The sequence below is a fragment of the Erythrobacter ramosus genome (genome assembly GCF_009828055.1).
GTDB lineage: Bacteria > Pseudomonadota > Alphaproteobacteria > Sphingomonadales > Sphingomonadaceae > Erythrobacter > Erythrobacter ramosus.
The window spans coordinates 109361-134715 of sequence record NZ_WTYB01000004.1 but is presented as its reverse complement, the minus strand read 5'-3'; the positions used below and the strand labels follow the sequence as shown (position 1 = coordinate 134715).

Annotated in this window: 28 protein-coding genes, 1 tRNA gene and 1 pseudogene; 12 read left to right on the top strand and 18 right to left on the bottom strand. The window is 64.3% G+C overall.

Annotated features, from left to right (window positions below; all coding sequences use genetic code 11):
- Position 1 precedes the first annotated feature (1 nt).
- From GRI59_RS14635 to GRI59_RS14615, 5 genes are all read right to left on the bottom strand, one after another.
- Positions 2 to 538 (bottom strand): sterol desaturase family protein, encoded by a 537-nt coding sequence (locus tag GRI59_RS14635; protein ID WP_160761982.1) that lies wholly within the window; start codon positions 536 to 538, stop codon positions 2 to 4.
- A complete protein-coding gene (locus GRI59_RS14630; RefSeq protein ID WP_337190288.1) occupies positions 535 to 1350 on the bottom strand; it encodes a fatty acid desaturase in 816 nt (271 codons plus the stop codon). The genes GRI59_RS14635 and GRI59_RS14630 overlap by 4 nt, the downstream gene beginning before the upstream one ends.
- Before the next feature lie 137 nt (positions 1351 to 1487).
- A complete protein-coding gene (locus tag GRI59_RS14625) occupies positions 1488 to 1742 on the bottom strand; it encodes a GlsB/YeaQ/YmgE family stress response membrane protein (RefSeq protein WP_160762043.1) in 255 nt (84 codons plus the stop codon).
- A gap of 66 nt (positions 1743 to 1808) precedes the next feature.
- Positions 1809 to 2090: a hypothetical protein gene (locus GRI59_RS14620; RefSeq protein WP_160761981.1), complete on the bottom strand. Its 282-nt coding sequence runs from the start codon at positions 2088 to 2090 to the stop codon at positions 1809 to 1811.
- 184 nt (positions 2091 to 2274) lie between these two features.
- The gene (locus GRI59_RS14615; RefSeq protein WP_160761980.1) at positions 2275 to 2691 is read right to left on the bottom strand and encodes an acyl-CoA thioesterase; all 417 of its coding nucleotides are present in this window, start codon (positions 2689 to 2691) and stop codon (positions 2275 to 2277) included.
- 128 nt (positions 2692 to 2819) lie between these two features.
- On the opposite strand from GRI59_RS14615, the gene leuC reads away from it, so the two are divergent.
- The 10 genes and pseudogenes from leuC to GRI59_RS16010 all read left to right on the top strand — a co-directional run.
- Entirely contained in the window at positions 2820 to 4250 is a 1431-nt protein-coding gene (leuC, locus tag GRI59_RS14610) for a 3-isopropylmalate dehydratase large subunit (RefSeq protein WP_160761979.1), read from the top strand.
- 45 nt (positions 4251 to 4295) lie between these two features.
- Positions 4296 to 4472 carry an isopropylmalate isomerase gene (locus tag GRI59_RS14605; RefSeq protein ID WP_160761978.1) on the top strand — a complete coding sequence of 59 codons (177 nt, stop codon included), beginning with the start codon at positions 4296 to 4298 and terminating at the stop codon, positions 4470 to 4472.
- Positions 4473 to 4485: 13 nt separating this feature from the next.
- The gene (gene leuD / locus GRI59_RS14600) at positions 4486 to 5085 is read left to right on the top strand and encodes a 3-isopropylmalate dehydratase small subunit (RefSeq protein ID WP_160761977.1); all 600 of its coding nucleotides are present in this window, start codon (positions 4486 to 4488) and stop codon (positions 5083 to 5085) included.
- A gap of 24 nt (positions 5086 to 5109) precedes the next feature.
- The gene (locus GRI59_RS14595; RefSeq protein WP_160761976.1) at positions 5110 to 6108 is read left to right on the top strand and encodes an NADPH:quinone oxidoreductase family protein; all 999 of its coding nucleotides are present in this window, start codon (positions 5110 to 5112) and stop codon (positions 6106 to 6108) included.
- Positions 6109 to 6197: 89 nt separating this feature from the next.
- Positions 6198 to 6521, top strand: coding sequence for a DUF1476 domain-containing protein (locus GRI59_RS14590; RefSeq protein WP_160761975.1), 324 nt, complete (start codon positions 6198 to 6200; stop codon positions 6519 to 6521).
- A gap of 3 nt (positions 6522 to 6524) precedes the next feature.
- Entirely contained in the window at positions 6525 to 6758 is a 234-nt protein-coding gene (locus GRI59_RS14585; RefSeq protein WP_160761974.1) for a BolA/IbaG family iron-sulfur metabolism protein, read from the top strand.
- A 41-nt stretch (positions 6759 to 6799) separates the two neighbouring features.
- A complete protein-coding gene (gene grxD / locus GRI59_RS14580; RefSeq protein ID WP_160761973.1) occupies positions 6800 to 7126 on the top strand; it encodes a Grx4 family monothiol glutaredoxin in 327 nt (108 codons plus the stop codon).
- A 543-nt stretch (positions 7127 to 7669) separates the two neighbouring features.
- Entirely contained in the window at positions 7670 to 8467 is a 798-nt protein-coding gene (locus GRI59_RS14575) for an NUDIX hydrolase (protein WP_160761972.1), read from the top strand.
- A gap of 334 nt (positions 8468 to 8801) precedes the next feature.
- Complete coding sequence (locus tag GRI59_RS14570) at positions 8802 to 8972, top strand: hypothetical protein (RefSeq protein ID WP_160761971.1); 171 nt, start codon at positions 8802 to 8804, stop codon at positions 8970 to 8972.
- 12 nt (positions 8973 to 8984) lie between these two features.
- Positions 8985 to 9128 (top strand): annotated as a pseudogene (locus tag GRI59_RS16010) (Gfo/Idh/MocA family protein); the annotation flags it as partial.
- 22 nt (positions 9129 to 9150) lie between these two features.
- Here GRI59_RS16010 and GRI59_RS14565 read toward each other — a convergent pair.
- The gene (locus tag GRI59_RS14565) at positions 9151 to 9993 is read right to left on the bottom strand and encodes a 23S rRNA (adenine(2030)-N(6))-methyltransferase RlmJ (protein ID WP_160761970.1); all 843 of its coding nucleotides are present in this window, start codon (positions 9991 to 9993) and stop codon (positions 9151 to 9153) included.
- Positions 9994 to 10009: 16 nt separating this feature from the next.
- A tRNA-Arg gene (locus GRI59_RS14560) sits at positions 10010 to 10086 on the bottom strand.
- Between the two features lie 75 nt (positions 10087 to 10161).
- On the opposite strand from GRI59_RS14560, the gene GRI59_RS14555 reads away from it, so the two are divergent.
- A complete protein-coding gene (locus GRI59_RS14555) occupies positions 10162 to 11046 on the top strand; it encodes a queuosine precursor transporter (protein WP_160761969.1) in 885 nt (294 codons plus the stop codon).
- Here the strand turns inward: GRI59_RS14555 and GRI59_RS14550 are convergent.
- The 11 genes from GRI59_RS14550 to GRI59_RS14500 all read right to left on the bottom strand — a co-directional run bounded on the left by GRI59_RS14550 (position 11043) and on the right by GRI59_RS14500 (position 23452).
- Positions 11043 to 12572, bottom strand: a complete 1530-nt coding sequence (locus tag GRI59_RS14550) for a Ppx/GppA family phosphatase (RefSeq protein ID WP_160761968.1) — start codon at positions 12570 to 12572, stop codon at positions 11043 to 11045. The two genes, GRI59_RS14555 and GRI59_RS14550, sit on opposite strands and share 4 nt — an antisense overlap.
- Complete coding sequence (locus GRI59_RS14545) at positions 12569 to 14719, bottom strand: RNA degradosome polyphosphate kinase (RefSeq protein WP_237440867.1); 2151 nt, start codon at positions 14717 to 14719, stop codon at positions 12569 to 12571. The genes GRI59_RS14550 and GRI59_RS14545 overlap by 4 nt, the downstream gene beginning before the upstream one ends.
- Positions 14720 to 14897: 178 nt before the next feature.
- On the bottom strand, positions 14898 to 15923 hold the full coding sequence (gene virB11, locus GRI59_RS14540) for a P-type DNA transfer ATPase VirB11 (protein ID WP_160761966.1): 1026 nt from the start codon (positions 15921 to 15923) through the stop codon (positions 14898 to 14900).
- Positions 15924 to 15927: 4 nt separating this feature from the next.
- Positions 15928 to 17073: a TrbI/VirB10 family protein gene (locus GRI59_RS14535; protein WP_237440866.1), complete on the bottom strand. Its 1146-nt coding sequence runs from the start codon at positions 17071 to 17073 to the stop codon at positions 15928 to 15930.
- Between the two features lie 40 nt (positions 17074 to 17113).
- Positions 17114 to 17932 (bottom strand): TrbG/VirB9 family P-type conjugative transfer protein, encoded by an 819-nt coding sequence (locus GRI59_RS14530; protein WP_160761965.1) that lies wholly within the window; start codon positions 17930 to 17932, stop codon positions 17114 to 17116.
- Positions 17929 to 19128, bottom strand: coding sequence for a TrbL/VirB6 family protein (locus tag GRI59_RS14525; protein ID WP_160761964.1), 1200 nt, complete (start codon positions 19126 to 19128; stop codon positions 17929 to 17931). Before GRI59_RS14525 ends, GRI59_RS14530 begins: the two co-directional genes overlap by 4 nt.
- A complete protein-coding gene (locus tag GRI59_RS14520) occupies positions 19125 to 21566 on the bottom strand; it encodes a VirB4 family type IV secretion/conjugal transfer ATPase (protein WP_160761963.1) in 2442 nt (813 codons plus the stop codon). The genes GRI59_RS14525 and GRI59_RS14520 overlap by 4 nt, the downstream gene beginning before the upstream one ends.
- 12 nt (positions 21567 to 21578) lie before the next feature.
- Positions 21579 to 21863, bottom strand: a complete 285-nt coding sequence (locus GRI59_RS14515; RefSeq protein ID WP_160761962.1) for a VirB3 family type IV secretion system protein — start codon at positions 21861 to 21863, stop codon at positions 21579 to 21581.
- A gap of 6 nt (positions 21864 to 21869) precedes the next feature.
- A complete protein-coding gene (locus tag GRI59_RS14510) occupies positions 21870 to 22181 on the bottom strand; it encodes a TrbC/VirB2 family type IV secretion system protein (RefSeq protein WP_183363748.1) in 312 nt (103 codons plus the stop codon).
- Between the two features lie 38 nt (positions 22182 to 22219).
- Entirely contained in the window at positions 22220 to 22858 is a 639-nt protein-coding gene (locus tag GRI59_RS14505; protein ID WP_237440865.1) for a lytic transglycosylase domain-containing protein, read from the bottom strand.
- Positions 22859 to 23053: 195 nt separating this feature from the next.
- Positions 23054 to 23452: a tetratricopeptide repeat protein gene (locus tag GRI59_RS14500; protein WP_160761960.1), complete on the bottom strand. Its 399-nt coding sequence runs from the start codon at positions 23450 to 23452 to the stop codon at positions 23054 to 23056.
- A gap of 320 nt (positions 23453 to 23772) precedes the next feature.
- On the opposite strand from GRI59_RS14500, the gene GRI59_RS14495 reads away from it, so the two are divergent.
- The gene (locus GRI59_RS14495; RefSeq protein WP_160761959.1) at positions 23773 to 25338 is read left to right on the top strand and encodes a hypothetical protein; all 1566 of its coding nucleotides are present in this window, start codon (positions 23773 to 23775) and stop codon (positions 25336 to 25338) included.
- Positions 25339 to 25355 lie beyond the last annotated feature (17 nt).

Here is a 25355-nt window from a genome sequence, read left to right as displayed (position 1 = left end):
CCTAGAGGTTGCGGCCCACTGTCTCGAAGCCGTCACCGCCCGCGCCGACGCTGTCACGCACCACCGCAAGCCCTGCTTCCTTCTGCGCCTTGAGTTCAGCCTTCAGCTTGGCGGGATCACGCGCGAAGACGAAGCCAAAGCTCACCCCGCCCTCTTTCCCGATCGTCGCATGGTGGAGCTTGTGCGCCTGCACCAGCCGCTTGGCGTAACCCTTGCGCGGCACCCACTTCCAGTAGCGCTGATGGACCAGGCCATCGTGGACCAACGTGTAGATCACCCCATAAAGCGTGATGCCGACCGCGAACCACCACAGCCAGTCCCAGTAGAGCGAGCCGTAGATATACATCGCAGCGTTGATGGTGCCGAACACCACCGCGAACAGGTCATTCTTTTCCAGCACGTTGTCATGCGGCTCGTGATGGTCGCGGTGCCAGCCCCAGCCCCAGCCGTGCATGATGTACTTGTGCGCAAACCACGCAAACAGTTCCATCCCGATCAGCGAGGACATGACGGTCAGGAACACTTCGAGCCAGCTCATGCGGGCACCTTTTCAGTCGGTTCTACGCGGCCCACCCCCGCCCGTCGCGCGCCCGGCAGCGCCCACCACGGCACATCGGGGCGGCGGTGGTGTTCGAGATGATAGCCGAAATGGAAGCACGAAGCGAGGCTCGCCAGCGTGCCGAAATCCTCGCTGCGAGTGTTGTGGCGGTCTGCGAAGTCCGCCGCATCCTCGCCCTGCGCATGGCGGTGCGGGCGGAAGGTGCCGAAGTAGAACAGTTGCAGCGACGATCCGAGTGCCGGGAGGCCGTAAAGCATCACGATCTGCACCATCGGAATATCCAGCACCAGCCAGTAGATGCCGACCACGGTGTGCACAAACAGGATCGAGCGCCAACCGAAATAGCGCCGGAAGAACGTGCCGTACCAGCGCAGGAAATTGCCCGGATTGTGCTCATCGAAATCGGGATCGCCCGGGCGGCCGGCCAGCTTGTGATGATCGAAATGCGCATCGCGCAGCTGCTTCCATGCGAACCCCGCATAAAGCGCCAGCAGCACCGCGCCGATTGCTCCGTTGATGCGCGGCTGACCGGGCACCAGTGTCCCGTGCATCGCATCATGGCAGACAATGAACACGCCCACGGAAAGCCAGCACTGCACCGCTGCCAGCGCTAGCGCGAACGGCCAGTTCGACCACGTCAGTTCGAAAACGAACATGCCGTAAGCGTGGATGCCCAGCCAACTCCCGGCTATCGCCAGTCCCAGCGCGAGGCCGATGGCGCTCTGCAAGGTCCGCTTGGGCAGCGTGAAGCCTGAGGCAAATTGCGGGTTCATCGAACGAAGGATACGCACGGGAAAGCCATCCAGATGCGTATAGACCGCGCGGCCTCTAAGGCAATTGCGTTTGCGCGAACGTGCATCGCGCACAACAAAACGCCGGCGCCCGTTGGGACACCGGCGCCTTGGTCGCAAAGCTTTGCTGCTCAGTCCTACCGTCGGCGGAGCAGATTGAGGACCGCCAGCAGAATGATCGAGCCCAGCAGCGAAACGGCTATCGCGCTCAGGCTGAGATCGCCGCTCAGGATGTTACCGCCGCCGATCAGGGGATTGAGAAGAAATCCGGCGAGCAGCGCGCCAACAATTCCAACGACAACATTCATCAGAATGCCGCCGCCGCCGCCGACCAACATGCTGGCGACCCAGCCGATCAGGCCACCGACGATCAAAAGGATTATCAAGTTCATTTCAGTTTTTCCAATCTGTATCGTCACGGACGAAGGGCGGTGCCATTCAAAGGTCTCGCGCTGCGCTCAATTTGTGACCTTATCAACGGCCTCTTCGGCCGCTGCGCCGACTTGCTCGGCAGCATCGCCTACCTGTTGAGCAGCTTCGCCAACCGCAGCATCTTTGGAGGCTTCGGAATCGCTCATCTGCGAAAACACAAACAGCGCCGCAGCGGCAATCAGAACCAAGAGGATCAACCCGACCCACTTCGTGCCGCCGCCAGAGCTCGGACGGTCGGAGACGGTTGTGGTGGTTGTGTGAGTGTTGCCCTCAGGCGTGCGCGTTTCAGTGATGCGTTCTTCGGTCATATCGTTTTCCTAGCTGGTAACATGCAATTACCCACACGCATCGCGGCATGGATTGCAACATCACTTGTTAGGAAACGAATGTAATTGACGCGGCCAAAGGGCAGCCATCAAACGGCATTATGCTTCTGGCTGCGGAATGGCGGCTTCGCAGCCGATGCCCTAGAAAACTAGGCTAGCCGCGCCCTCACTCCCCCTTGGGGAAGAAGAACTCGCGCAGATGTTCGCCGATGCGCGCGGGGCGCAGGGTTTCAGCGTCGATGCAGCACCAGCTCGATTGCACTTCGGCCAACACGTCTTCGCCGCGCTTGATCAGCGTGGAGTAGAACGCACGGGCGCCGTTGAAGCGTTCGAGCACGGTCTGGGCGATCACGTCATCTTCGAGGAAGGCGGGCTTGCGATAGGTAATCTCATGCTTGAGCGCGACCCACGCCTTTGTTGCCACATCCTCAGCCGGAGCAATCCCGCGCCAATGCGCCAGCACCGCATCCTGCACCCAGTTGAGATATCGCGCGTTGTTCACGTGACCCATGAAGTCGATGTCGCCCGGCTGGACGATGATCGGGTGAAGAAAGGCCACGGCGGGGGATTCGTTTGCTGACATGGCTGTAAGCTAGCGCAAGATTATGACAATTTCCACCAAGGCGTGTCGATGAATTGCCGCAATCTTGCCACGGCTCGGCAATCGTGACTATTGGGCCGCACTCTCACCCCCGAATAATGGACCCGATCATGGCTAGCCGCCCTCGCACCCTCTACGAAAAGATCTGGGACGCGCATGTCGTGGAGACGCGCGATGATGGGACGGCGCTGATCTACATCGACCGGCATCTGGTGCACGAGGTGACGAGCCCGCAGGCGTTCGAGGCGCTGAAAGTGGCTGGGCGGCCGGTGCGGCGGCCTGAATTGACTCTCGCCGTACCCGATCACAACCTGCCGACAACCGCGCGACAAGACGCCAACGGCAGGCCAATGCCCATCGATGATCCTGAAAGCGCAGCGCAGCTCGCCGCGCTCGAGGTCAACGCGCCAGCGTTCGGCATCCGCTACATCCCCGCGACCGCCAAAGAACAAGGCATCGTCCATGTGGTCGGGCCGGAACAGGGCTTCTCGCTGCCCGGCACCACTATCGTCTGCGGCGATTCGCATACGGCTTGCCACGGCGGGCTCGGCGCATTGGCGTTCGGGATCGGGACGAGCGAAGTCGAACATGTGCTGGCGACGCAGACGCTGCTGCTCCAGCAATCAAAGCCGATGGAAGTCCGGGTCGAAGGCGATCTTGGCCCCGGCATCAGTGCGAAGGATCTGATCCTCCACATCATCGGTCGGATCGGGGCGGCGGGCGGTTCTGGCTACGTGATCGAATATCGCGGCGCCGTGTTCGAGCGGATGACGGTCGAGGAACGCCTCACGGTCTGCAACATGAGCATCGAGGCTGGCGCGCGCGCCGGGCTGATCGCGCCGGATGACACCACCTTCGCCTACCTCAAGGGCCGTCCGATGGCCCCGCAGGGCGCGGAATGGGACGCGGCGGTTGCGTACTGGCGCACGCTTCACAGCGATGACGGCGCGGCTTTTGCCAAGTCGGTCACGATCAACGCCGCCGATGTCGAGCCGAGCGTTACCTGGGGCACCAGCCCCGAAGACGTGGTGGCAATTGGCGGCCGCGTGCCCTCCCCCGAAGATTTCGCCGACGAGAGCAAGCGGGTTGCTGCTCAAAAGAGCCTCGATTACATGGGTCTTGTCCCCGGCACCCCGATGACCGAAGTGCCGATCGAGAACGTGTTCATCGGCTCGTGCACCAACAGCCGGATCGAAGACCTGCGCGCCGCCGCAGCAATCCTCAAGGGCCGCCACAAGGCCGACAATGTCCGCTGGGCTATCGTCGTGCCGGGGTCGGGTCTGGTCAAGGCGCAGGCCGAGGACGAGGGCCTCGACAAGGTGTTCATCGACGCAGGGTTCGAATGGCGCGAGCCGGGTTGTTCGGCGTGCCTCGGCATGAACCCTGACAAGGTGCCGCCGGGCGAACGCTGCGCTTCGACCAGCAACCGCAACTTCGTTGGTCGCCAAGGGCCGGGCGCGCGCACGCATCTTGTCTCGCCTGCGATGGCTGCCGCTGCCGCTGTGACCGGGCGGCTCACCGACGTGCGCGAACTGGTGTGACGCCAGCCCCTTGAAACACCGCCGCGTGAGGCGCAAGGTAACATCATGACCGACAAGCCCAAATCGAACACCACCCGCAACGCCGCCATCGCTGCGGCCGGTGCCATCGGATCGGCAGCCATTGCTGCCGCGCTGCTCTACACGAACAAGCGCAAGAAAAAGCCGAACGAGCCGACGCAGCCTGGCCCGATTCCGTCGGGCGAGCCGCCGCAGACTGATTGAGGACAACCGCCCGATGCAACCGCTGACCCGCGTCGAAGGCCGCGCCATTCCGCTCGGCCTTAAGAACGTCGATACCGACATCATCATCCCAGCCAAATGGCTCAAGACCATCAGCCGCGAAGGCCTAGGCGCAGGCGCATTTGAATCGCTTCGCGCGGAACCCGGCAATGTCTTCGACGATCCCGCCTACAAGGGCGCGCCAATCCTGATCGCGGGCGACAATTACGGCTGCGGTTCCAGCCGCGAGCACGCGGCGTGGGCGATGCTCGATCTTGGCATCCGCGTGGTCATCGCGCCGAGCTTTTCAGATATCCATTCGGGGAACGCTGTGAAGAACGGCATCCTCCCCGTGGTGCTGCCGCAGGACGCGGTGGACCGGCTGCTGGAAGTGGCGCGCGAGGGGCTCGAAATCGCCGTCGATCTTGAAGCGCAGACCGTCACCACGCCCTATCAGGACCGCTTCACCTTCCAGATCGATCCGTTCCGGCGCGATTGCCTGCTCGGCGGGCTTGACGAGGTGGGGCTGACCATGGCGCGGGGCGAGGCGATCGGCGGATTCGAAGCGGCACGCACCGCTGCTCAGCCGTGGCTGATGCGCGGCACTGCCGCTTAAAGATACCAGACAGGGAGAGACACCATGAAAGCCATTCGCACCCACGCCATCGGTGGGCCTGAAACGCTGACCCTCGACGAGGTCGAGACCCCCACCCCCGGCAAGGGCGAAGTGCTGGTCGCGGTTAAGGCCTGCGCGATCAACTATCCCGACGGGCTGATCATCCGCGACATGTACCAGTTCAAGCCGCAGCGCCCCTTTTCGCCAGGCGGCGAGATTTCGGGCGTGATCGAAGCGCTCGGCGAAGGCGTCGAAGGCTTCAAGGTCGGTGACCGGGTGCTGGCCGGGATCGGCAATGGCGGTCTCGCCGAAAAGATCGTGGTGCCAGCTGGACGGATGTTCGCGGTGCCGGACGGCGTGCCGTTCGAAAAGGCGGCAAGCCTGCTGATGACCTACGGCACCACCATCCACGGGCTGAAGGATCGCGGCCATATCAAGGCGGGCGACACCGTCTTGATCCTTGGTGCTGCGGGCGGCGTGGGCCTTGCCGCGGTGGAGCTTGCCAAGGCGTACGGCGCGCGCGTGGTTGCCGCGGTCTCGTCTGAAGCCAAGGGAGAAGTCGCCAAGCAGGCCGGTGCCGACGCAGTGGTGATCTACCCGCGCGAAGCGATGGACAAGGACGCGTCCAAGGAACTCGCCAATGCCTTCAAGGCCGCCTGCGGCCCGGACGGCGCGAACATCGTCTATGACATCGTCGGCGGGCAATATTCCGAGCCTGCCCTGCGCGCCATCGCCTGGGAAGGCCGCTTCCTCGTGGTCGGCTTCCCGGCGGGGATCGCCAAGATGCCCTTGAACCTGACGCTACTAAAGTCCTGCGATATCTGCGGCGTGTTCTGGGGTGCCTTCACCGCGCGTGAGCCTGAGGCCTTCCATGCGCAGGTGAACGAGCTGTTCGATCTGATGAAAGCCGGCAAGATTGATCCGCTGGTCAGCGAAACCTTCCCCCTCGCCCGCGCAGGTGATGCAATCGCCAAGCTTGAAGCGCGCGAGGCCGTGGGCAAGCTTGTCGTGACGATGGATTAGTGGCTTGCGGGCACGGCTTCCCGCTTGAAGCTGCGCCCGCCCGCCTCTATCGCTTGGCGCGGATCGTATCGGAAGGGACACGCAAGCACATGACCGACTTCAAGGATCGCGAACGCGCCGAGGAAGCCAAGTTCGCGCTCGACAATGACACTGCCTTCCGCATCGCCGCGCGCCGCAACCGCCTGCTGGGCGAATGGGCGGCCGGCTTGATGAAGCTCACCCCGGAAGAAACCGACGCCTATCGCAAGGCGGTGGTGCAGGCCGACTTCGAAGAATCAGGTGACGAGGACGTGGTGCGCAAGCTGCTCGGCGATCTCACGGCGGCGCAGTCCGATGTCAGCGAAGCCGACATTCGTGCCAAGCTGGAAGAAATGACTGTCGAAGCCCGGCGCCAACTGTTCGGCGAGGTCTAAGCCATGCCGATGTCCGCTGCGGCGATCGAAGATGCCATCCTTGCCGCGCTGCCCGGCGCGACGGTCGAACTGACCGACCTTGCCGGGGATGATGACCACTGGGCGGCTACTGTCACCGCCCCGCAATTCGCCGGTCTCAGCCGCGTGGCTCAGCACAAACTGGTCTATGCCGCTTTCGGCGGGCGCATGGGCGGAGAACTGCACGCCTTGCAAGTCACCACCGTGGTCCCCACGTAATTACGCAACACCCACCCAAAGCACCAGGGGCGCAACGCACCATGTCCGACGCCAATTCCCGTATCTCCGATCTCGTCACCAGCAATGACGTCGTATTGTTCATGAAAGGCACGCCGCTGTTCCCGCAATGCGGCTTTTCCAGCAAGGCAATTGCCATCCTCGACCATTGCGGCGTCGCCTATGAAAGCGTCGACGTGTTGCAGGACATGGAAATCCGTCAGGGCATCAAGGCCTTCTCCGACTGGCCGACCATCCCGCAACTCTACGTGAAGGGCGAATTCATCGGCGGTAGCGACATCATGATGGAGATGTTTGAGGCGGGCGAATTGCAGCAGCTGATGGATCAAAGCGGCGTCGCTAAGGTTTGATTTTCCGCACGCCCTCCGGCGTGCGAAATCCTCGCTCACGGGGCCTGAAGGCCCCGTCGCTGCGGGCGGGCAGTCGCCCTTGCGGTCGCAGAGCGACCGAAGCCAGCGCTTATTCTAAAACGTAAGTTCGGCCCAAAGGGCCGCAAGCGCGACTGCGCGCCGGCCGGTCAGGCCGACAGCCAAATAGCCCTCAAGCGCTGCGCCCAGCGCTTGAGGGCTAGAAAACGAAAAAGCGCCCCGCAGGACCAGTGCGGAGCGCTTTTCTTTTTGGGGAGGCGCAACCCGGAGACCAGGAAGGGTCGCACCTCGTTTCGAAGACCATTAGGACCGCCATGTATTATGCACAGTGCGTGCCAAACTTGATAAGATACCGAAATCCGCCATTTTTCGCGATTGCATAATGGGGCTGCAGTGCCGGATTGTAAAGCAGCCCGACACCCTTGGTTCCGGCCTCAGGCGGGCAAGCGATAAGGTGGAGGAAACCCGGCAGGACTGCGCCTTCGCTCTTGGCAAGCGCCTGCCGCAAGGCCATCCTTTGCCGCGATGACCACCACCGACACGATCCGCGATTCTGGCCCTCAGGGCATTCCTGCCGCCACCATTATCATCTTCCGCAATGCCCCTAACGGGGCGCCGCCGGAGGTGCTGATGACTGTGCGCTCGCGCAACATGACGTTTGCGGGCGGGATGGCGGTGTTCCCGGGTGGCAGGGTCGATCCGGCGGACTATGCGCTGGGCGAAGAGGTGGCGGAGGCGAGTGATCTCACTGCCGATGAAGCCGCGCACCAGATCGCCGCTGTGCGCGAGACGCTGGAGGAAACCGGCCTCGCACTCGGCCTTGCCGGCGACATCGACGCCGCCCGCGCGGCCGATGCGCGCGCGATGCTGGCGGAAACCGGCGCGCTGGCCCCGGTGCTGGAAGCGTTCGGCTGGACGCTCAACCTTGCCCAGATCACCCCGTTTGCGCGCTGGTTCCCGAAGAACGAGGCGATTGCCCGCGTCTATGACACGCGCTTCTATCTCGCCAATCTCGGCACCGGAGCGGTCGATGTGTCGATCGACCATGCGGAAAACACCCACCTGTTCTGGACGAGCGCACAAGGCGCACTCGACGCAGCGGAGCGCGGGGATATCCAGTTGATCTTCCCCACCCGCCGCAATCTCGAACGCCTCGCGCTGTTCGCCAGCTACGAGGAAGCCCGCGCGCAAGCCGAGGCGATTCCGGTGCGCACGATCATGCCACAGGTGGTGGAGCAAGACGGCAAGCCGTGGCTGACAATCCTGGCGGATGCCGGCTATCCGGTGACCGGCGAATTACTGGAGAACGTCGCGCGCGGCTGAGCGCCGGGGTGCAGCCGCTCCGAATCCCGCTTTTTGCTCTCGGGGCGCCCGCAATGATATCGCTATCATTATGGCCAAGCAGCTATGCATTCGTATTTGCACGAATTTTTCAATATGTAATTCAGGTATCTACACAACATCTCCTCCGACCCTTTGCCAATGCCTGACCGACGGGCGTCGAGGTGACCCACTCCATGGTTCACGGCGGCCCCTTCCCGGCCACCTCAGATGGACGCAGCACCTCCGTCGGCACGCTGGCGATCCGCGCTTTAGGAAAATCTACGCCCATGTTGCTGCCCAGTGGCAATTCCCCCCGGGCGCGGCGGCGCAGATTGTGACCTCCTACGATTCGGCCGGTCTCAACATGGTGGAGGTGCGCGGAACCGCAGGAGCGCTGGTGATGCGCCCGGCGACCAACTATGATGGCCTGACGCTCGCACTGGAGACGGGCCGCGACCGGCGCGACTTGATGCCGGGGGATTCGGAAGTCCAGTTCGCCAGCTAGCTCGACCATCTCGCCAGCGCGATAAGAGAGGGCACCGCGATCATCACGCCGGGCGAAATGGGTCTGCGCGACCTGCGCCTGATCGAAGCGATTTACGCCGCAGCGCAGAGAGGGCGCACAGTCATGCTCAACTCGGATGCGACGATCGCCGGATGATTTGGCGCGATCAGTGCTTGCTCTATTCGCTCAACCAAGCGGCTGTGATCTCGCCGCGATGCCCCTCGGGCGCTAGCGCCGCGCGCAGGGCTTCCAGCAGAGGTGGCAGTCCTTGGGTGAAGGCATAGGGCGGGTTGACGATGAACAGCCCCGCGCCGTTGTAGATGCCGGGCTGGTCGGCATCATACAGCCAATGCTCCACCGTCAGAAGCTTCGGGATACCGAGCTGGCGCAGCTTGTCCTTCCACAGAGCATGCGTGCTCCGTTCCTTCAGGGGATACCAGATCACAGTCACGCCGTGCGACCACTTGCGGTGCGCGGCGGCGAGGGTGGCGGTGATGCGGCTCCGTTCGTCGGTCTGCTCGTAGGGCGGGTCGACCACCACCACGCCGCGCGGTGTCCGGGTCGGCAGCATCGCCAGCCATAGCTCGTAGGCGTCGCGCTCGTGCACAGCCGCGGGTGTGCCGCGCATCGCGCCGCGCAAGGCATAGGCGTCCTCGGGATGCTTTTCGTTGAGGATCAGGACATCCTGCGGGCGCAGAAGCTCCGCCATAATGCGCGGGGAGCCGGGATAGAGGCGTGGCATATCGAGCGCATCAGCCTCGACATTCACGGCTTGTACGGCGGCGCGGTAGTCATCCAGCAGGGGGTTCCGATCGGCAAAGGCCCGCAAAACGCCCTGCGTGGCTTCGCCAGTACGCCCGGCCTCCTCGCCTTCAAGATCGTAGAGCCCGCAGCCGGCATGGGTGTCGATCAGGGTGAGAGCGCTGTCTTTTAGCTGCAAGGCCCGGATGAGGGCGATCAGCAGGCTGTGCTTCACGACATCGGCGCTGTTGCCGGCATGGAAGGAATGACGGTAATTCATCGTGAAGACCAAAAGTTGGCGCGCCCGGCAGGACTCGAACCTGCTGCCTCAAGATTAGAAGTCTCGCGCTCTATCCAGATGAGCTACGGGCGCGCACCCGAAACATGGGAGACGGCTGCCCAATAGCGCGCTTTGCCGCACAGGCAAATCACGCTAATCGGTGAAGCGATGGAAAACACCTCTCCCGCTGATCCAGCCGCCGCCTATGACCGCGATCCGACCGACGGCATTGTCGCCACCAGCCGTCCGCCGATCACGTTCCGGTACTATGATCTGGTGATGGCGGCCTTCGTCGCGATCCTGCTGCTGTCGAACATCATCGGCGCGGCTAAGCTCACCTTTGTCGATGTGCCGTTTTGGCCGCAGGGTTGGTGGCCTGCGCCCGATGGCATCTTCATCTATGGCGCGGGGATTCTGTTTTTCCCGCTGGGCTATGTGATCGGCGACGTGCTGACCGAGATCTACGGCTTTGCCAAAGCGCGCCGGGTGATCTGGGTGGGGACGGCGGCGATGCTGTTCCTCGCCTTCATGTCCTATGTCGTCGTCAGCCTGCCGGCGTTTGATGGCTGGTCATGCAGCGCCAGCGGCTTTGGCGGCCCGCGCCCCGTAACAACCTCCGCCGACGCAGGCATCCCCGACGGCGCGATCTGTCAGGAAACCTATGTCAGCGTGTTCGGCAGCACGTGGCGGATCGTCGTGGCCTCGATCATCGCCTTCTGGGCAGGCGAGTTCGTCAATTCCTTCGTCATGGCCAAGATGAAGGTGCTCACCAAGGGTCGCGCCCTGTGGACGCGCACCATCGGCTCGACCTTCGTCGGACAAGGCGTCGACAGCTTGATCTTCTACCCCATCGCCTTTTACGGCATCTGGACGACCGAAGCCGTGCTGACCGTGATGGTCACCAATTGGGCGCTGAAGGTGGTGTGGGAAGCGGTGCTGACGCCGGTCACCTATGTGGTAGTGAACCGCTTGAAGGCCGCCGAGGGCGTCGATCTGTTCGATATCGACACCGACTTCTCGCCCTTCGCCAAAACCGAGCAGCCCGCCACCTAAAGCGCGCTTTCCGGCACGATATCGACCCGCCAGCCGATCCCCAGCCGCCCGGCGAGCAACTTCATGTCCTTCTCGGTCGGCGAGCCGAACAGCGCCGCGTGGCTTTCCGCAAGGCGCAGCACCAGCGTGCCTTCATCAACCACCAACCGGCTCACCTCAAGCGAACGGGCCGATTGACCGCCGAGCCGGCGCGCCAGCCGCAGGGCGAGGCCCCAGCGCACGGCTTCCTCGATCGCTTCGGGACAGGCCAGTGCACGCACTTCGGCGGGCAGGCTGAGCTGGTTGCCATTGGCCGCAATCGCCGCAGCCAACATCGCGCGGCCCTTGCCGTCGACCCCGACCCAGCGCTTGTGCAGCGCCCAATTGATCGCTTGCGGCAGGCGGATATTGGGCTCGATCTGCATCGCCGCGAGCGCCAGCATGGTCGCCGCCAGCCGCAGCCGCTCACTGCCATGTTCGCGCGCGGGTGCAGCATCCAGCGTCCAGGCCGCCATGCGCGTCGCCAGTGTCGGAGCAGAGCCGCGCTGGCTGGAGAACACCGCCACGCCCGCCAGAAGTGGGTCCTGCGCCTTGGTGTGCGCAGGCAGGCGATCATAGAGCAGCCCTTCGCGCAGGCCCCATGAGGAGAACACCACCTGCTCCGGTGCCAACCGCGTCAGCAGCGCTTGGAGCAGCACGGCGGCATCGGGGAGCTTCTCGGCCCGCATCGCCGAAATTCGCTCGCGGCCTTTCAGGACATCGCTTTCGCTCAGTGCAAGGCCGGTGGCGAGCTCCAAGGCTGCGGCGCCTTCGATCGCAAAGCCGTGCGGATCGCTTAGCGGATAGCCGCGCGCGGCCATCGCATAGACCGCCATCGCCCGCCATGTGCCGCCCACCAGATAGAGCGTGCCATTCTCCGCCGCAAGCGCCGTCGACAAGTCCCACCCAGCCTTTCGGATCACCTTGTCGAGGCTCTTGCGCATCTCACCCCGCCCGCCCTTGCGGTGTTCGGGCAAGCGCAAAGTGCCAAGCGGGAGCGTGCTGGCGCTGTCGGTCTGGCCGCCCGCCACCCGCACCAATTCCAGGCTGCCCCCGCCAAGGTCGGCAACGATCCCGCGCGCATCGGGGAAGGCGCCGATCACGCCGTGAGCGCTCAGCAGCGCTTCTTCCTCACCCGATATCACCCGCGGGTTGAGGCCGATGGCGCGCAGGGTCTCGACAAACTCGGGGCCGTTGGCCGCCTCGCGGACCGCAGCGGTCGCCACGGTCTCGATATCCTTGATCCCGAGATCGGCGAGCAGAAGCGCAAACCGCTTCAGCCCTCGCAGCGCCAGCGCCATCGCCTCGTCCGCCAGCCTGCCGGTCGCCGCGATCTCGCGCCCGAGCTTCGCGGTCACCTTCTCATTGAGCAGCACCGTCGGCGCGCGCATCGTGCCGCCATAGACGACGAGGCGCACCGTGTTCGAACCGATGTCGATGATCGCGCGTTCGGCCGTGCTGCCGCCCAGCGCGCTGTCGCGGCTTTCGCGCCGCCAGCGCCAGATCATGCCGCTGCCCCGCGGCGCAGCGAAAGCTTGGGAACGGCCCCGGCCTCCAGCGCTCCGCCGCGCCCGGATAGCGACGGGTTGGTCATGAAATAACGGTGGCAGTTGAACGGCTTGCGCCCCTCTTCAACGGTAAAGCGCGAATAGCTGCCGTCAGGATGCAGCCACCAGCTTTGTTCGGTATCGAGCATATTGGCGAGCAGCACCTGCTGAAGCACCTGATCGTGCACCGTGCGGTTGAGGATGGGGATGAGCGCTTCGACCCGTCGGTCGAGATTGCGGCTCATCATGTCCGCCGATGCGATGAACACCGCCGCATGGGCGCTCGGCATCGAGTGGCCATTGGCGAAGGCATAGATACGGCTGTGTTCGAGGAAGCGGCCGATGACCGATTTCACGCGAATATTCTCGGACAGGCCGGCAATCCCCGGCCGCAGGCAGCAGATGCCGCGCACCACCAACTCGATCTGCACCCCGGCATTGCTGGCGGCATAGAGCCGGTCGATCACGCCCTCATCGGTCAGCTGGTTGCACTTGAACCAGACCGCGGCAGGCTTTCCGGCTTGCGCATTGGCGATTTCGGTATCGATGCGGCTGTAGATTTCCTCACGCAGATCAATCGGGGCGATGTGGATGCGTTCGAGCGCGTGCGGTTCGACATAGCCGGTGACGAAGTTGAACATCTTGGCCGCATCGCGCGCCAGCTTAGGATCGGCGGTGAAGAAGCTGAGGTCAGTGTAAACCTTGGCGGTGACCGGGTGATAATTCCCGGTGCCGAAGTGGCAGTACGACCGGAACCCGTCGCCTTCGCGCCGCACTACCATGGCGACCTTGGCGTGGGTCTTCCAGTCGGTGAAGCCATAGATAACTTGCACGCCCGCACGTTCGAGCTTGCTCGCCCATTTGAGGTTCTGCTCTTCGTCGAACCGGGCCTTCAGCTCCACCACGGCGGTGACGGATTTACCCGCTTCGGCCGCCTCGATCAGCGCGCCGACAACGGCCGACTGCGAGCCTGCACGGTACAGCGTCTGCTTGATCGCCACCACATCCGGATCGGCTGCGGCCTGCCGGATGAAATCGACCACCACTTCGAAGCTTTCGTAAGGGTGATGGATGATGATGTCCTTCTCGCGGATCGCCGAGAAGGCATCGCCGTCATGCTCGCGAATCCGCTCGGGAAAACGCGGGGAATAGGCATCGAACTTCAGGTCGGGCCGGTCTTCGCGAACGATTTCGGCCAAGCCATCAATCCCGATCATGCCATCAGTCTTGATCACCGCGGCTTCGTTGATGCCGAGCTGTTCGAGCAGCAGCTGTTCGGCGGCAGGATCGAAATCCTCCTCGATCTCCAGCTGAATCACCTGGCCGCGCCGCCGCCGCTGGATCGCGCTGCGGAAAGTGCGCACCAGGTCTTCGGCCTCCTCCTCAATCTCGATATCGCTGTCGCGCAGCACCCGGAACAACCCGTCGCCCTGAATGGTGAAGCCGGGAAACAGCGCTTCGGCATAGCGCTGGATCAGCCGGGCAATCGAGATGTAGAGCACGCTGCCGTCACCCGACACCGCGTCCGGCACCCGAACGAAGCGCGGGAGCGCGCTGGGGATTAGCACCATCTCGATCAGCTGTTCGCCGGTCGCATTGCGGGTCAACGTGAATAGCAGGCCCATGCCTTCATTCTGGACGAAGGGGAACGGGTGCGCCGGATCAAGCGCTTGGGGCGTGATGATCGGCAGGATTTCATTGAGGAAGTAGGTCTTCAGCCACTTGTGCGCGGCCGGGCTGACGCGCTGTTCGTCGGCGATGTGGATATCCGCGCCTGCCAGCCCTTCTTGCACCGAGCGCCAGATCGTCTGCTGCATGGCGCTGAGTTCGGCCAGCTTCTCACGGATTGCGGCCAATTGCTGCGAGGGGCTGCGCCCGTCGATTGAGGGGATCGCCATGCCGCGCTGCACCTGACCCACCAGCCCGGCGACGCGGATCATCATGAATTCATCGAGATTGCTGCCCGAAATTGACAGGAACCGCAGCCGTTCGAGCAGCGGGTAGGCTGGATTGCAAGCCTCGGCCAGCACGCGCTGGTTAAATTGAAGCCATGACAGCTCGCGGTTGAAATAGGGGGATTCGTCATGAGCCAGCTCAGCCATCTGCATGGGGGCCGCGCCTGCGGAAACATCCGCGTTGCCTATCGGTGACGTGCTCATCGCTATCCTGTTCTGCCCTGCGCCGGTTCATGGGACGCGGCGCTTGCCCAGCGCATGTGTTCGCTCGGCCCAGCGGTGTAAATCAGGAAGATGGGCTTGTCACACCAATGTCATTGGCATTGGCGCTTCACACCAGTTCGCGGCTCTCGGCGATTTGGGTGATGCCGCGCTTACCATTCGCGTCGCGGCCCAGCTGGACGATCACGTCGATCACGCTGGCGGCATAGGCAATGGTGTCGCTGCGGGTAAGGCCGATACCGGTCTGCATCACCATCAACGAAAGCTGTTCGAGCGCGCCGCGCAGGGAGTTGGCGTGGATGGTCGAGAAGCTGCCCGGATGGCCGGTGTTGATTGCGCGCAGGAAGCTGACGCTCTCCGCGCCGCGCAATTCGCCCAGCACGATACGGTCGGGCCTTAGGCGCAGGGCGGCTTGCAGCAACTCGTTGGCGGTAACCTTGGCCTCCCCCAGCTCGCCCTTGACTGCGACGAGGCCGACCGCGTTGTCGCCGGGGAACTTCAATTCGGGCGTATCCTCGACCAGCACCACACGCTCTTGCGCCGGGATTTCGCCGAGCATGGCGTTGAGGAAGGTGGTCTTGCCGGTGCTGGTGCCGCCTGAAATCAGGATCGTGCGCCGCGCACGGATGGCAGCGCGCAGGAAGGCGATAGGCTGGCTTTGCGGATCGGGCAGATCGAACTGCATTTCGCCTGCGAGCGGCCCGGTGTCATAGGCGTCGAGCGGCAGATCGAGTCGGCGGTGGCGGCGGATCGCCATGACCCAATGCTTGCGACTGGCGGGTGGCCCGCAGAACTGCACACGTGCACCATCAGGCAGGGTCGCGCCCAGCAAGGGATGTTCGCGGTTGATCCCTTGGTGCGAAACCCGCGCGACCTGTTCAGCGAGGCGCTGGACCAGCCGGTCGTCAATCTCCGGGGTGTCGATCCGCTGCATTCCCGGGCTGGCGGCATCCTCGATCCACACCTCGCCCGGGCGGTTGACCATGATTTCGGTCACGGTGTCACGGTCAAGCCAGCGGCGGAACGGCGCGAGATAGGCGTCAAGATAGACGCTGCGTTCGGCCGATAGCGGCACCGCCCCCTCGGCTTGGGCATCGCCCTCCCCCATGCCGAGCCGGTGGATATCCGCGCTCATGCTGTCAGTTACCGACCATGCTGAAATCAAGATCGCGCGCGGTGTAGACCTTGATCGGCTCCCCGGCGCGCACCCTGATCGTCGGGCTGATCTGCCCCTGCGACTGTACGGCCGAATTGGCCGCACTTTGCGCGCCGCCCGCGACGATCACGCCGCCCACGCCGCCAGTTGCCAGCGCGCCCAAACCGCCGACCACCGACAGGAGCAGACCCGAGCCGAAGCGCTTGAGGAAGTGGCTGTTGACGTCACCCTCAAGCCCGGTCGTCCCGTCAAACCCGATCGCGGGGGATGCGATATTGACCGAGACGCCGTCAGGCCGGATCAGCCGTGTCCAGATCACATAGGCGCGCCGCTGGCCCTGTTCGACGCCCGCCTGATACTGCCCGATCAGGCGCGACGAACGCGGGACAAGCACGCGCTTGCCATCGAAGCTGCGGATATCCTGACTCACCACCGCACGAACATAGCCCGGCACGTCGGTGTTGATCGCAGTTTCGAGCACGGCTGGGATCAGCGTGCCCTCGGTCACGGTTGTCGATGGATTGGTCATCGCCCGCGCCTGTGCGGGCCCGCCGCCAACGCCGCCGATCTGGCCTGCGAAAGCTGCGGCACCGCCGGTTCCGGCCACGTTGCCTGCCGTACCGGCTGCCGGAACGCCCAGCGGCGCTTCGGCAAGGCGCCCGCTTCCTGCGGCACGGCTCGCATCGAACACCAGCTGCGGGGTGGCATAGGGATTGACCGCCATGCCGGGCATGATCGAGGGATTATTGGCGAGCACCGGCATCGGCGCAGGATCGCCTTGCGGTGCCACTGGCACGGCACCGGGCTGCTGCGCGGGATTACCCATCGGCGGCACTGCGGCAGGCGCGGGAGCCTGCGGCGGAGCAACGGCGGGGTTGCCGATCCCCTGCGGGTCAGGCGTGCGCGCCGAATTCATTGCCCAGAAGGTGACAGCGCCCAGCAGGCCGACGACCGCGACTCCGGCAGCCATCTGGAAGCCGTCGCCCTTGGCCTTGCGGTCGGTGACAGCAGGAAAGGCGGCGCGGCTGGCGAGATCGATGATCTCCGCCGATTCCCGCTCGCGCGGATCACCGCTCTCGCCGGTTGAGCCATCGCCCTTCTTGGGCGGCAAACGCATGGCCAGACGCATCAGATGCTCTCCTTGGCGAATTCAATGGCAATGAACATGATCACGACCCCTTGTTGCGCGGCGCAGTCAGCCCCGCTTGGCGGGCCGAGAGCGACGTGGGGTCGGTATTGGTGAGCGTCGCGGTGTCGCGGCCGGAGCGCAAGGTGATCTGCGGCGGTACCCCATCCACTACCAGCGTATCGCCGCGCACGGTGTAATTGACCGGCCCTTCGTCACCCGCCGCATTGGTCACGAGGATCGCCGGAATCGCAACGCCCTGCGGCCAGGTCAGAAACACCGCATTGCCATTGTCATAGGCGCGTGACGGCAACAGTTCGCGCGCACCGGCACTGGCCCAGGCGAAGTTGAGATTGGCCGGATCGCTCACCGAATAGGGGTCTGCCGCAGCCGCCACCTCCGCCGGAGCCTCAAGCGCACGCATGGCCTGCGCCTCGGCTTCGGCGATGGCGGCAAGACGTGCTTCCTCGGCCGCCTTTTCCAGTTCAGGATAGCGGAATTGCAGCACGTAAAGCGCTGAATTTCGTGGGGACGCAATCAGATCGAACAGGTAGGTGCGCTTGTCCGTCACCACCGTCATATTGGTGCGCGCGTCGGTTTCGAGCGGCTTGACGAACAGGATCGACTGCGCCTTGTTCGGCTGCACCTGCCACGCGGCGGAATCGCCGATCGCGACATTCTCGATCACCTCGTCGGGCGCGAACTTGATGGTGGTCTGGACCTTCACCTTGCCATCGATCCGCACCACGACATTCTCGTCATAGACGCGTGTTTGCAAACGGTTGTCCTGCGCTGCAACAGGCTCAGAAGGGCTCAGGGCAAGGCAGAGAGCGAGGCTCGCGAGGAGCACGGCGCGGGTCATTGATAGGTCTCCGGAGGGGGGGCTTTCGGCGCGGGCACAGGCTTGGCGGACGAGGCCGAACGGAAACGGTTGCCGATGCCGCGGGTGCGCGAGGTGGCGGGGTTCAAGGGCACCACCTGCCCGCCTCCGCCGCCCGTCGCATAGACACGGGTCTCGCGGGCCACAGTGCCCGCAGGCCCGGAATCGTTGGCAGCTGCCACTGTCTGGAGAGGGCCAAGGTCTACTCTGCGCTGGGCTAAACCGGGGCTAGGCGGAGCGACGTTGGTGTTGCGCGGCACCGAGCCGACCGGCTGCGGTACCGGCACGGAGCGCGGGCCGTCATTGCTGCGGCTGTGCTCTTTATCCGGCACCAGGCCAAACACCTGCCAGCCTGCCACCATGCTCGAGGCGACCTTGAGCGATAGCAGCATCAGCGCCATGTGCACCGCGCCGACCACGAAGAACGCCATCGCCGCCTGCTGGTCGATCTGCCCCGGCACCGCCACCAATGCAGCGAGCACCGGCACGGCCAGCTCTAACATGATCGACCCGCCCAGCACCGCAAACAGCGGGGCGAGCGCCATCATCGTCAGCCCCTTGAGCCAGCCGGTGAACAATTCGCGCGTGCCTTCGAACAGGGCCAGCACCACGAAGATCGGCCCCACCGCGAGCAACAGCGCCAGCGCGATCCGCGCCGTCACCAGCAAGCCCACCGTCCCGAGCAGCAGCAGCATCGCGCCCATCCACATCATGCCCGGCGGCGAAAAAGCGGCAATATCCTTGGTATCCCCGCTCGCCTGCTGGATCGCCATGAACACCACGTCGAGCTTCTGCGCGAACACGGCGGTCGCGCTTTCGCCCTGCGTGCCGGTGAGGATGCCCGCGATCTGGTCCGGCCCGCCGATGAAGATGTTGTAGAAGATCGTCGAGAAGGCAACGAAACTGGTCGCGAATGTCAGCACCAGCCCCAACGTCATCATCCGTGGCAGCAGCGCACGCACCGACAGGTTCGACCGACCAAGCATCAACGAGATGCCGAAGAAGGCAACATACAGCCCCAGCAACAGCGTCAAGGCGAAGGCCAATTGCCCCTCGGTCCCGAATAGGCGGTTGAAGGCCTGTTCCGAGACTGTGGCAGCAATGCAATCGACCGCGCTGAGCGCGGCGGAGACGCCGGTGCCCATCGACTGGGCGGCAAGATCGCAGGTGGTTGTCATTCGGCTGCCTGCCACATGGGCTGGCCGTCCTGATCGACTTCACCATCAGGCCACGCCCGTCCGGTGAGCGCCGGGAACCACGCCGACGGCGCATCGCCCACAGCTTCGCGCAGCAGATCGAGCCGCCGCACTGCGCTTTCGCGGCCCGAAAGGATCGTCAGCACTTCCGGCGAGCCGGAGAGGTCGAGCCGCACCACCACGCTCGCATCGGGCTGGCGCACAAGGAAGCACCGGCTGTGCGCGGGCAGCGAGCGGATCAGGGCGAATTCGTGATCGGTCAGGCCGAAGCCGTCACAGTAATCCTCAGGGCGAGCGCGCGAGTTCGGCATGAACACCATCGTCGCAGTCTGCTCGACCAGCGCGGTGGAAATCCGGCTGTCGAGCGCATCGCGCGCCGACTGCGTCGCAAACCCGACCAGCGCGTTGCGTTTGCGCAAGGTCTTGAGCCAATCACGGATGCGCGCGGCGAAGACCTCGTCGTCCAGCGCCTTCCAGCCTTCATCGATCAGGATCATGGTCGGCTGCCCGTCCAGCCGCTCATCGATGCGGTGGAACAGATACATCATCGTCGGCGTGCGCAGGCGCGGGTTTTCGAGCAGCGCGGTCATGTCGAAGCCGAGCACACGCTCGCTCAGGTCGAGCCGGTCCCGTTCATTATCGAACAGCCAAGCGTGCTCGCCGCCATCCCCGCTCGGCGAGCCGATCCAGGCCGCCAGCCGGTCGGCCAGATCGCCCGGCGTCGGGCGGCGGGCGCCAGCCAGCAATTCCTTGAAGTGGCGCAGTCGGCGCAGGCTCGGGTCATTGCCATAGGTCGCATCGACTGCGGCGCTGATGGTGGAGTCTTCCTCCGGCCCCTCGGCATTGAGCAGCACGGCGAGCCAATCCCGCAGGAAGGCGCGGTTGGCGGGGCTATCAGGGAGCGACAGCGGGTTGAACCCGGTGGGATCGCCCGGCGCAATGCGGCTGTACCGCCCGCCGATCCCGCGAATGAACAGCTCCGCCCCGCGATCCTTGTCGAACAGGATGGTGCGGGGGCGGAACTTCTGCGCCTGCGCGGCGAGGAAATTCATCACCACGGTCTTCCCCGAACCCGACGGGCCGATGACGCTGAAATTTCCCAGATCGCCGTGGTGGAAGTTGAAGAAGAACGGCGTGGCGCTGGTGGTTTCCAGCAGCGTCACCGCATCGCCCCAGTGGTTGCCGCTCGCCTGCCCCAGCGCAAAACCGTGGAAGCTGCCGAAGCCCGCCATATTGGCTGAGGAGATCAACGCGCGGCGGACGATGTATTCCTCGTTGCCGGGGAACTGCGCCCAGAAGGCGGGCTCGAGATTGGTGTCCTCGCGTACTGCGATCGCGCCGGTGTCGGCCAGCGCAGCGGCGCAGGACGCCATGGCGTCATCGAGGCGGGGGAGCGTCGTCTCGCGCACCAGCACAGTCAAGTGATGATCGCCAAAGCCCACCGCCCCATTGCCCAGCGCGTCACGCGCGGCCAGCATGTCGGCCCGTTCGGCAGCGGCCTCTTCGTCCACAGAGCGCGAGCGGCGCAAGGCAAGGTCGATGCGTTCCTTGGCAGTGGTGCGCTCGTTGGGGGCGTAGCTTTCGGTCACCACCATCTCGAACGGCAGGCGCAGGAGGTTGTCGAGCAGGCCGGGCGAGGTCGCCTCGGGGTAGTCCTTCAGCCCGAGGATCGCGGCGAAATCGGGGGCGGCGCTCCCGCGCAACTCCATCGCATCAAGCCCGAAGCTGGCGCGGCGATAGGGGAGCATGTGGCCGATGTCGGTTTCCGGCGAAGGCCGGCGCACCGGGCGCATCTCGCCATTGTAGAGCGCCGAGAGCAGCTCCAGCATTTCGGAGTTGGTGCCATCGCTGCTGCTCGGCGACTGGTAATCGCCCAGCACCGCCGCGCCGTAATTCTGGAGCGAGGCGACGAGGCCGGTGATCGCGGCCTTGAGGCTGCGGACGTCCTTGGGATCGGCCTCAGGCTCGTCCTGGCCCTGCCGGGAGAAGAACTTGGAGACGCGCTCCGGGAGACCGGTCTTGCCGCGCGCGGGGCGGCGGATCAGGGTGACGAACTGGTCATTGATGAACAGCGATCCGCCCGCCAGCCGCTGCTTCCAGCGCGCATCGATATGGCGCGACAGGGCGTCGGGAAATTCAGCCTCCAGCTCCACTTCCACCCGGCGGCGAATGACATGGTGATACATTACGAACCGCGCATCGAGCGTGCTCCGCAGCATCACCTCACGCGTGGCGGCGTGAGCGTTCAGGGCGTCAGAATCCTCGGTTTCGAATAGCAGGCCGGGCACCTGAATCGCGCTCATCACCGCGCCATCGCGCAGCAGCACGGTGTTCTCGTCGACGAGGCGCGCATAGGGCAGGCGGTCGCCGACGCGGGCTTCCTTCGCGCTCCACGCGGCGGCTCCGATCCATTTCACCATGAGATGGCGTCCTTAAGGCGCATAGGAATTGCATCCCCAGCGCTTGAAATTGGGCACGCGCGGGCACTTCGAAACCTTGGTGATCCACAGGTCGAAAACGCGCGGTTCGCGCAGCGAAGCGAAATAGCCGATGACGTGCATCACCATCGGCACCGGCAGAATCCACCAGCTTTTAAGGATCAGGAAGGCGATCGTCGTCACCATCAGGTTGATGATGAAAAAGTTCATCGTCACACCCGCAAACATCTGCGGCCGGGTGAGCGCGCGGTGCACCGGGTTGCGGATGAGCTCGCTCACGGACGCTTACCCCGCGGCCGACTGGATGCCGGCGACGATGGTGGTCGCGCCGAACAAGATGAACACGCCGATGATCACCGTCGCGCCGAAGCGCCAGTTCATCCGGCCGGTTAGCATCATGAAGCCGATTGCGGCCACCGCCATCACCGCAATTGTGGTCGCCACAGTGCCGAGCAACGTGCCTTGCAACCACAGCAGCGCATTGTTGATCGGGCCGGAGCCGGCCGGATCGGCAGTTTGCGCAAAGGCGACGCTCGGCGTGAGCACCAGTGCGAGGGCAGCAGCAAAACGGGCAGGAAGGCGGAACAGCGACATCATTTCTCGGTCATTCTTTCATATGGTTTGAACGCCGCCGGTCACTGGCCGGCGATGCGCGAATGGTTGGCGAGCCGCCCCATGATGGCGGCAACATATTGCTTTGTCTCACGGATATTGGGGATACCCCCGGCGCGTTCGACCCGGCCCGGCCCGGCGTTATAGGCCGCGAGCGCCTTTTCCAGATCGCCGTCAAACCGGTCGAGCTGTTCGCGCAGATACCGTGCCCCGCCTTCAAGATTGGCGAAGGGATCGCGCGGGTTCACTCCGAGATAGCGCGCGGTGCCCGGCATCAGCTGGGCGAGCCCCTGTGCGCCGACGGGCGAGACCGCGTTCTCGTTCCAGCGGCTCTCCTGCCAAACCAGCGCTTCAAGCAGGCTCGGCGACAGGTCGAACCGGGCGGCGAGTTCGAGGATCTTGGCGTGATAGCGGAGCGGAATCCCGGCGGCATGGCGCATAGGATCGGCGATGGCGTGTTCGGGGATCGACGGAGCCTCGGCAAAGTCGACGTCTGCTGCGCTGAGCGGCACGGAAGGCGCGGCCTCGGGATCGACCGCAGCAGGCGTGGCGAAAGATTGGCCCGCAAGCGGCCCTGCCACCCAGCGCGCGCCGTCAGCACCCAGTTCGAGCACGTCTGCCTGCGCCTGGGTGGCAAGCCCGAGTGCAGCAGTACCAATCATGACGCGGCAAGCCGCGGCGAGAATCATGTCTCGGCCCTCCAGAATGTCTCCCTTTGTCTATCCTAAATGACACGCAGGTGACAGTCTTGCGAAAGCCCCGCTGCCAGCCTCCGGTGCGGACAGCAAACCGGGCGAGCTGCTCCCCCGCAGCCCGCCCGTTTGCGGCCTCAGTGCGACCCGAGGGCCGCGTCGCAATCAGTCGCGAAGGGTCAACTGTTCGCCGCGCATCGCGGGCGCACGGAACTCGCCGCGCTCGAGCATCTTGATCGCCTTGCGGGCCAGGCGGCGCGAATCGGTGGCGGTGCCATCGGCGGTGTCGAGTTCGACCACCTCGTGACAGGCCAGCGCCGCTTCAAACGCGCCCCGTGCCTTCACATCGTCCCCCGCCAGCGCATAGGCGATACCAAGATTGATCAGCACAGCGGCGTCATGCGGATCGGCCGCGCTCGCTTTCTGGAGCGTCGCCAGCGCGTGTTCCGCACGGCCGGCGGCGAGCGGCTGCACCGCCAGTTCGGGATCCTTGAGATGAGCGGCAGGGGCCCCTGCCAGCGGGGTCGCAGCAAACAGCGCGAGTGCGAAAGCGGTAAAGGACATCGGCATGGCTCCTGTGTGGACGACGCAGAAGATGACTCACTTGCAGTGCCGATGCAACAAAACTGAAACATTGTAATTTATTTGTAATTTAAGCCACCATATCTCTGATTTTGCGTGTTTTTAATGTTACGATCTTGCGCGCCGTATCCAGCCGCCCTTCGCGCGGCTTTGTCATCTTTGTCTTTCTTCGGTCATAATCGCTCAACTGACACACGTCTGTCATGATGCAAGAATTCTGTCATGCCCGCCCCCTAGCGAGCCCCCAGCGCAACAAACTTCGCGCCTAACTCGATTCTCGGCTCAAGAGGGGACCGCTCGCTGTGAAAAACTTTCAACGCACTCTGATCATGGGTTGCAGCCTGGTCGCTCTGGCTGGTTGCGGCGCTGATGAAATCGTCTCGCCGGGCACCAGCGGCGACATCATCATCAACAACCCCGCCCCGACGCCCACCCCGACTCCGACGCCGACCCCGACTCAGGCGCTCGTCACACCGGCGGCTGGCTGCCCGACCATCACCACGGCTGGCGGCCTGACCGATGCTGGCACGCTGTCCGGCCCGACCGGCACCTACCGCGTCTGCCAGCTGCCTGCCCGCTTCACCAGTTCGGACACGCTCCGCTTCATCCGCGGCCTTGTCTATCAGATCCCCGGCCGCGTCGAAGTCGGCGCTGACCGCGGCTTTGCTAGCACCGGCACCACGGTCACGCTGACGGTTGAACCGGGCGTGGTCTTGTTCGGCCAGCAAGATTCCTACCTTGTCGTGAACCGCGGAAACGCAATCCAGTCGAACGGCACCGCTGATCGCCCGATTATCTGGACCAGCCGCGATAACATTCAGGGCCTCGCCAGCGACAATGATCAGCAGCAGTGGGGCGGCGTCGTGCTGCTCGGCCGCGCGCCGATTTCGGATTGCTCGACCGGCGTGTTCAACACCGCCGCCAACCCGACGGCCAACGCGACCTGCGAAGGCCGATTGGAAGGCGCAGCGGTTGCCACCCCGTTCGGCGGCGCTAACGCAGCCGACAGTTCGGGCTCATTCCGGTTCAACCAGATCCGCTTCTCGGGCTTCGAACTCGCGCCGAACAACGAGCTTCAGTCGCTCACCACCGGCGGCGCAGGCTCGGGCACGGTGATCGAGAACCTCGTCTCGTTCAACAGTTCGGATGACGGGGTCGAATTCTTCGGCGGCGGCTTCAACGCCCGCAACTTTGCGATCATCGGCGCGTCGGACGACTCGCTCGATGTCGACACCGGCGCGATCGTCAACCTCGACACCGTGATCGCGGTGCAGCGTTCGACCACGGGTGACCGCGCGATCGAACTCGACTCGCCCAACGTCGCTGACCGTACGCCGTCGAATGCGATCCCGCAGACCCGCTTCCAGGTGAACAACTTCACCTTCGTGATGCGTGACGGCGCGCCGCAGGTTGTCCAAGCGCGCGGCGGTGCGGCGCTCGGCCTCACCAACGGCGTTATCAATGCTGGCACCAACCACTGCTTCCAGATCGACGAGCCCACCACGCTCGCTGCGATCATCGGCGTGGATTCGGTGGTGGGCGATTGCCCGGCGACTGATCCGATCCGCGGCGGCGGCGGCAACACCAATGCCGATGTGGCGGCCCGCATCAATGCTGGCACGAACAACAACCTCGCCTTCGCGATCACGCTCACCAACGGCGTGGTCAACGGCACCGGCGAAACCGGGCGGACGGCCTTCAACGCCAACAGCCGTTTGACCTTCTTCCCGACCCGCACCTTCGTGGGCGCGATCCAGAACGGCGCGGCGCTGACCACCATCTTCGGCAACTGGACCTGCAACTCGTCGATCCAGAACTTCGGCAGCGCCACTGGCAACTGCACTTCGCTGCCGGTCTACCCGGCCTAAGCGGCGAAAATGACACG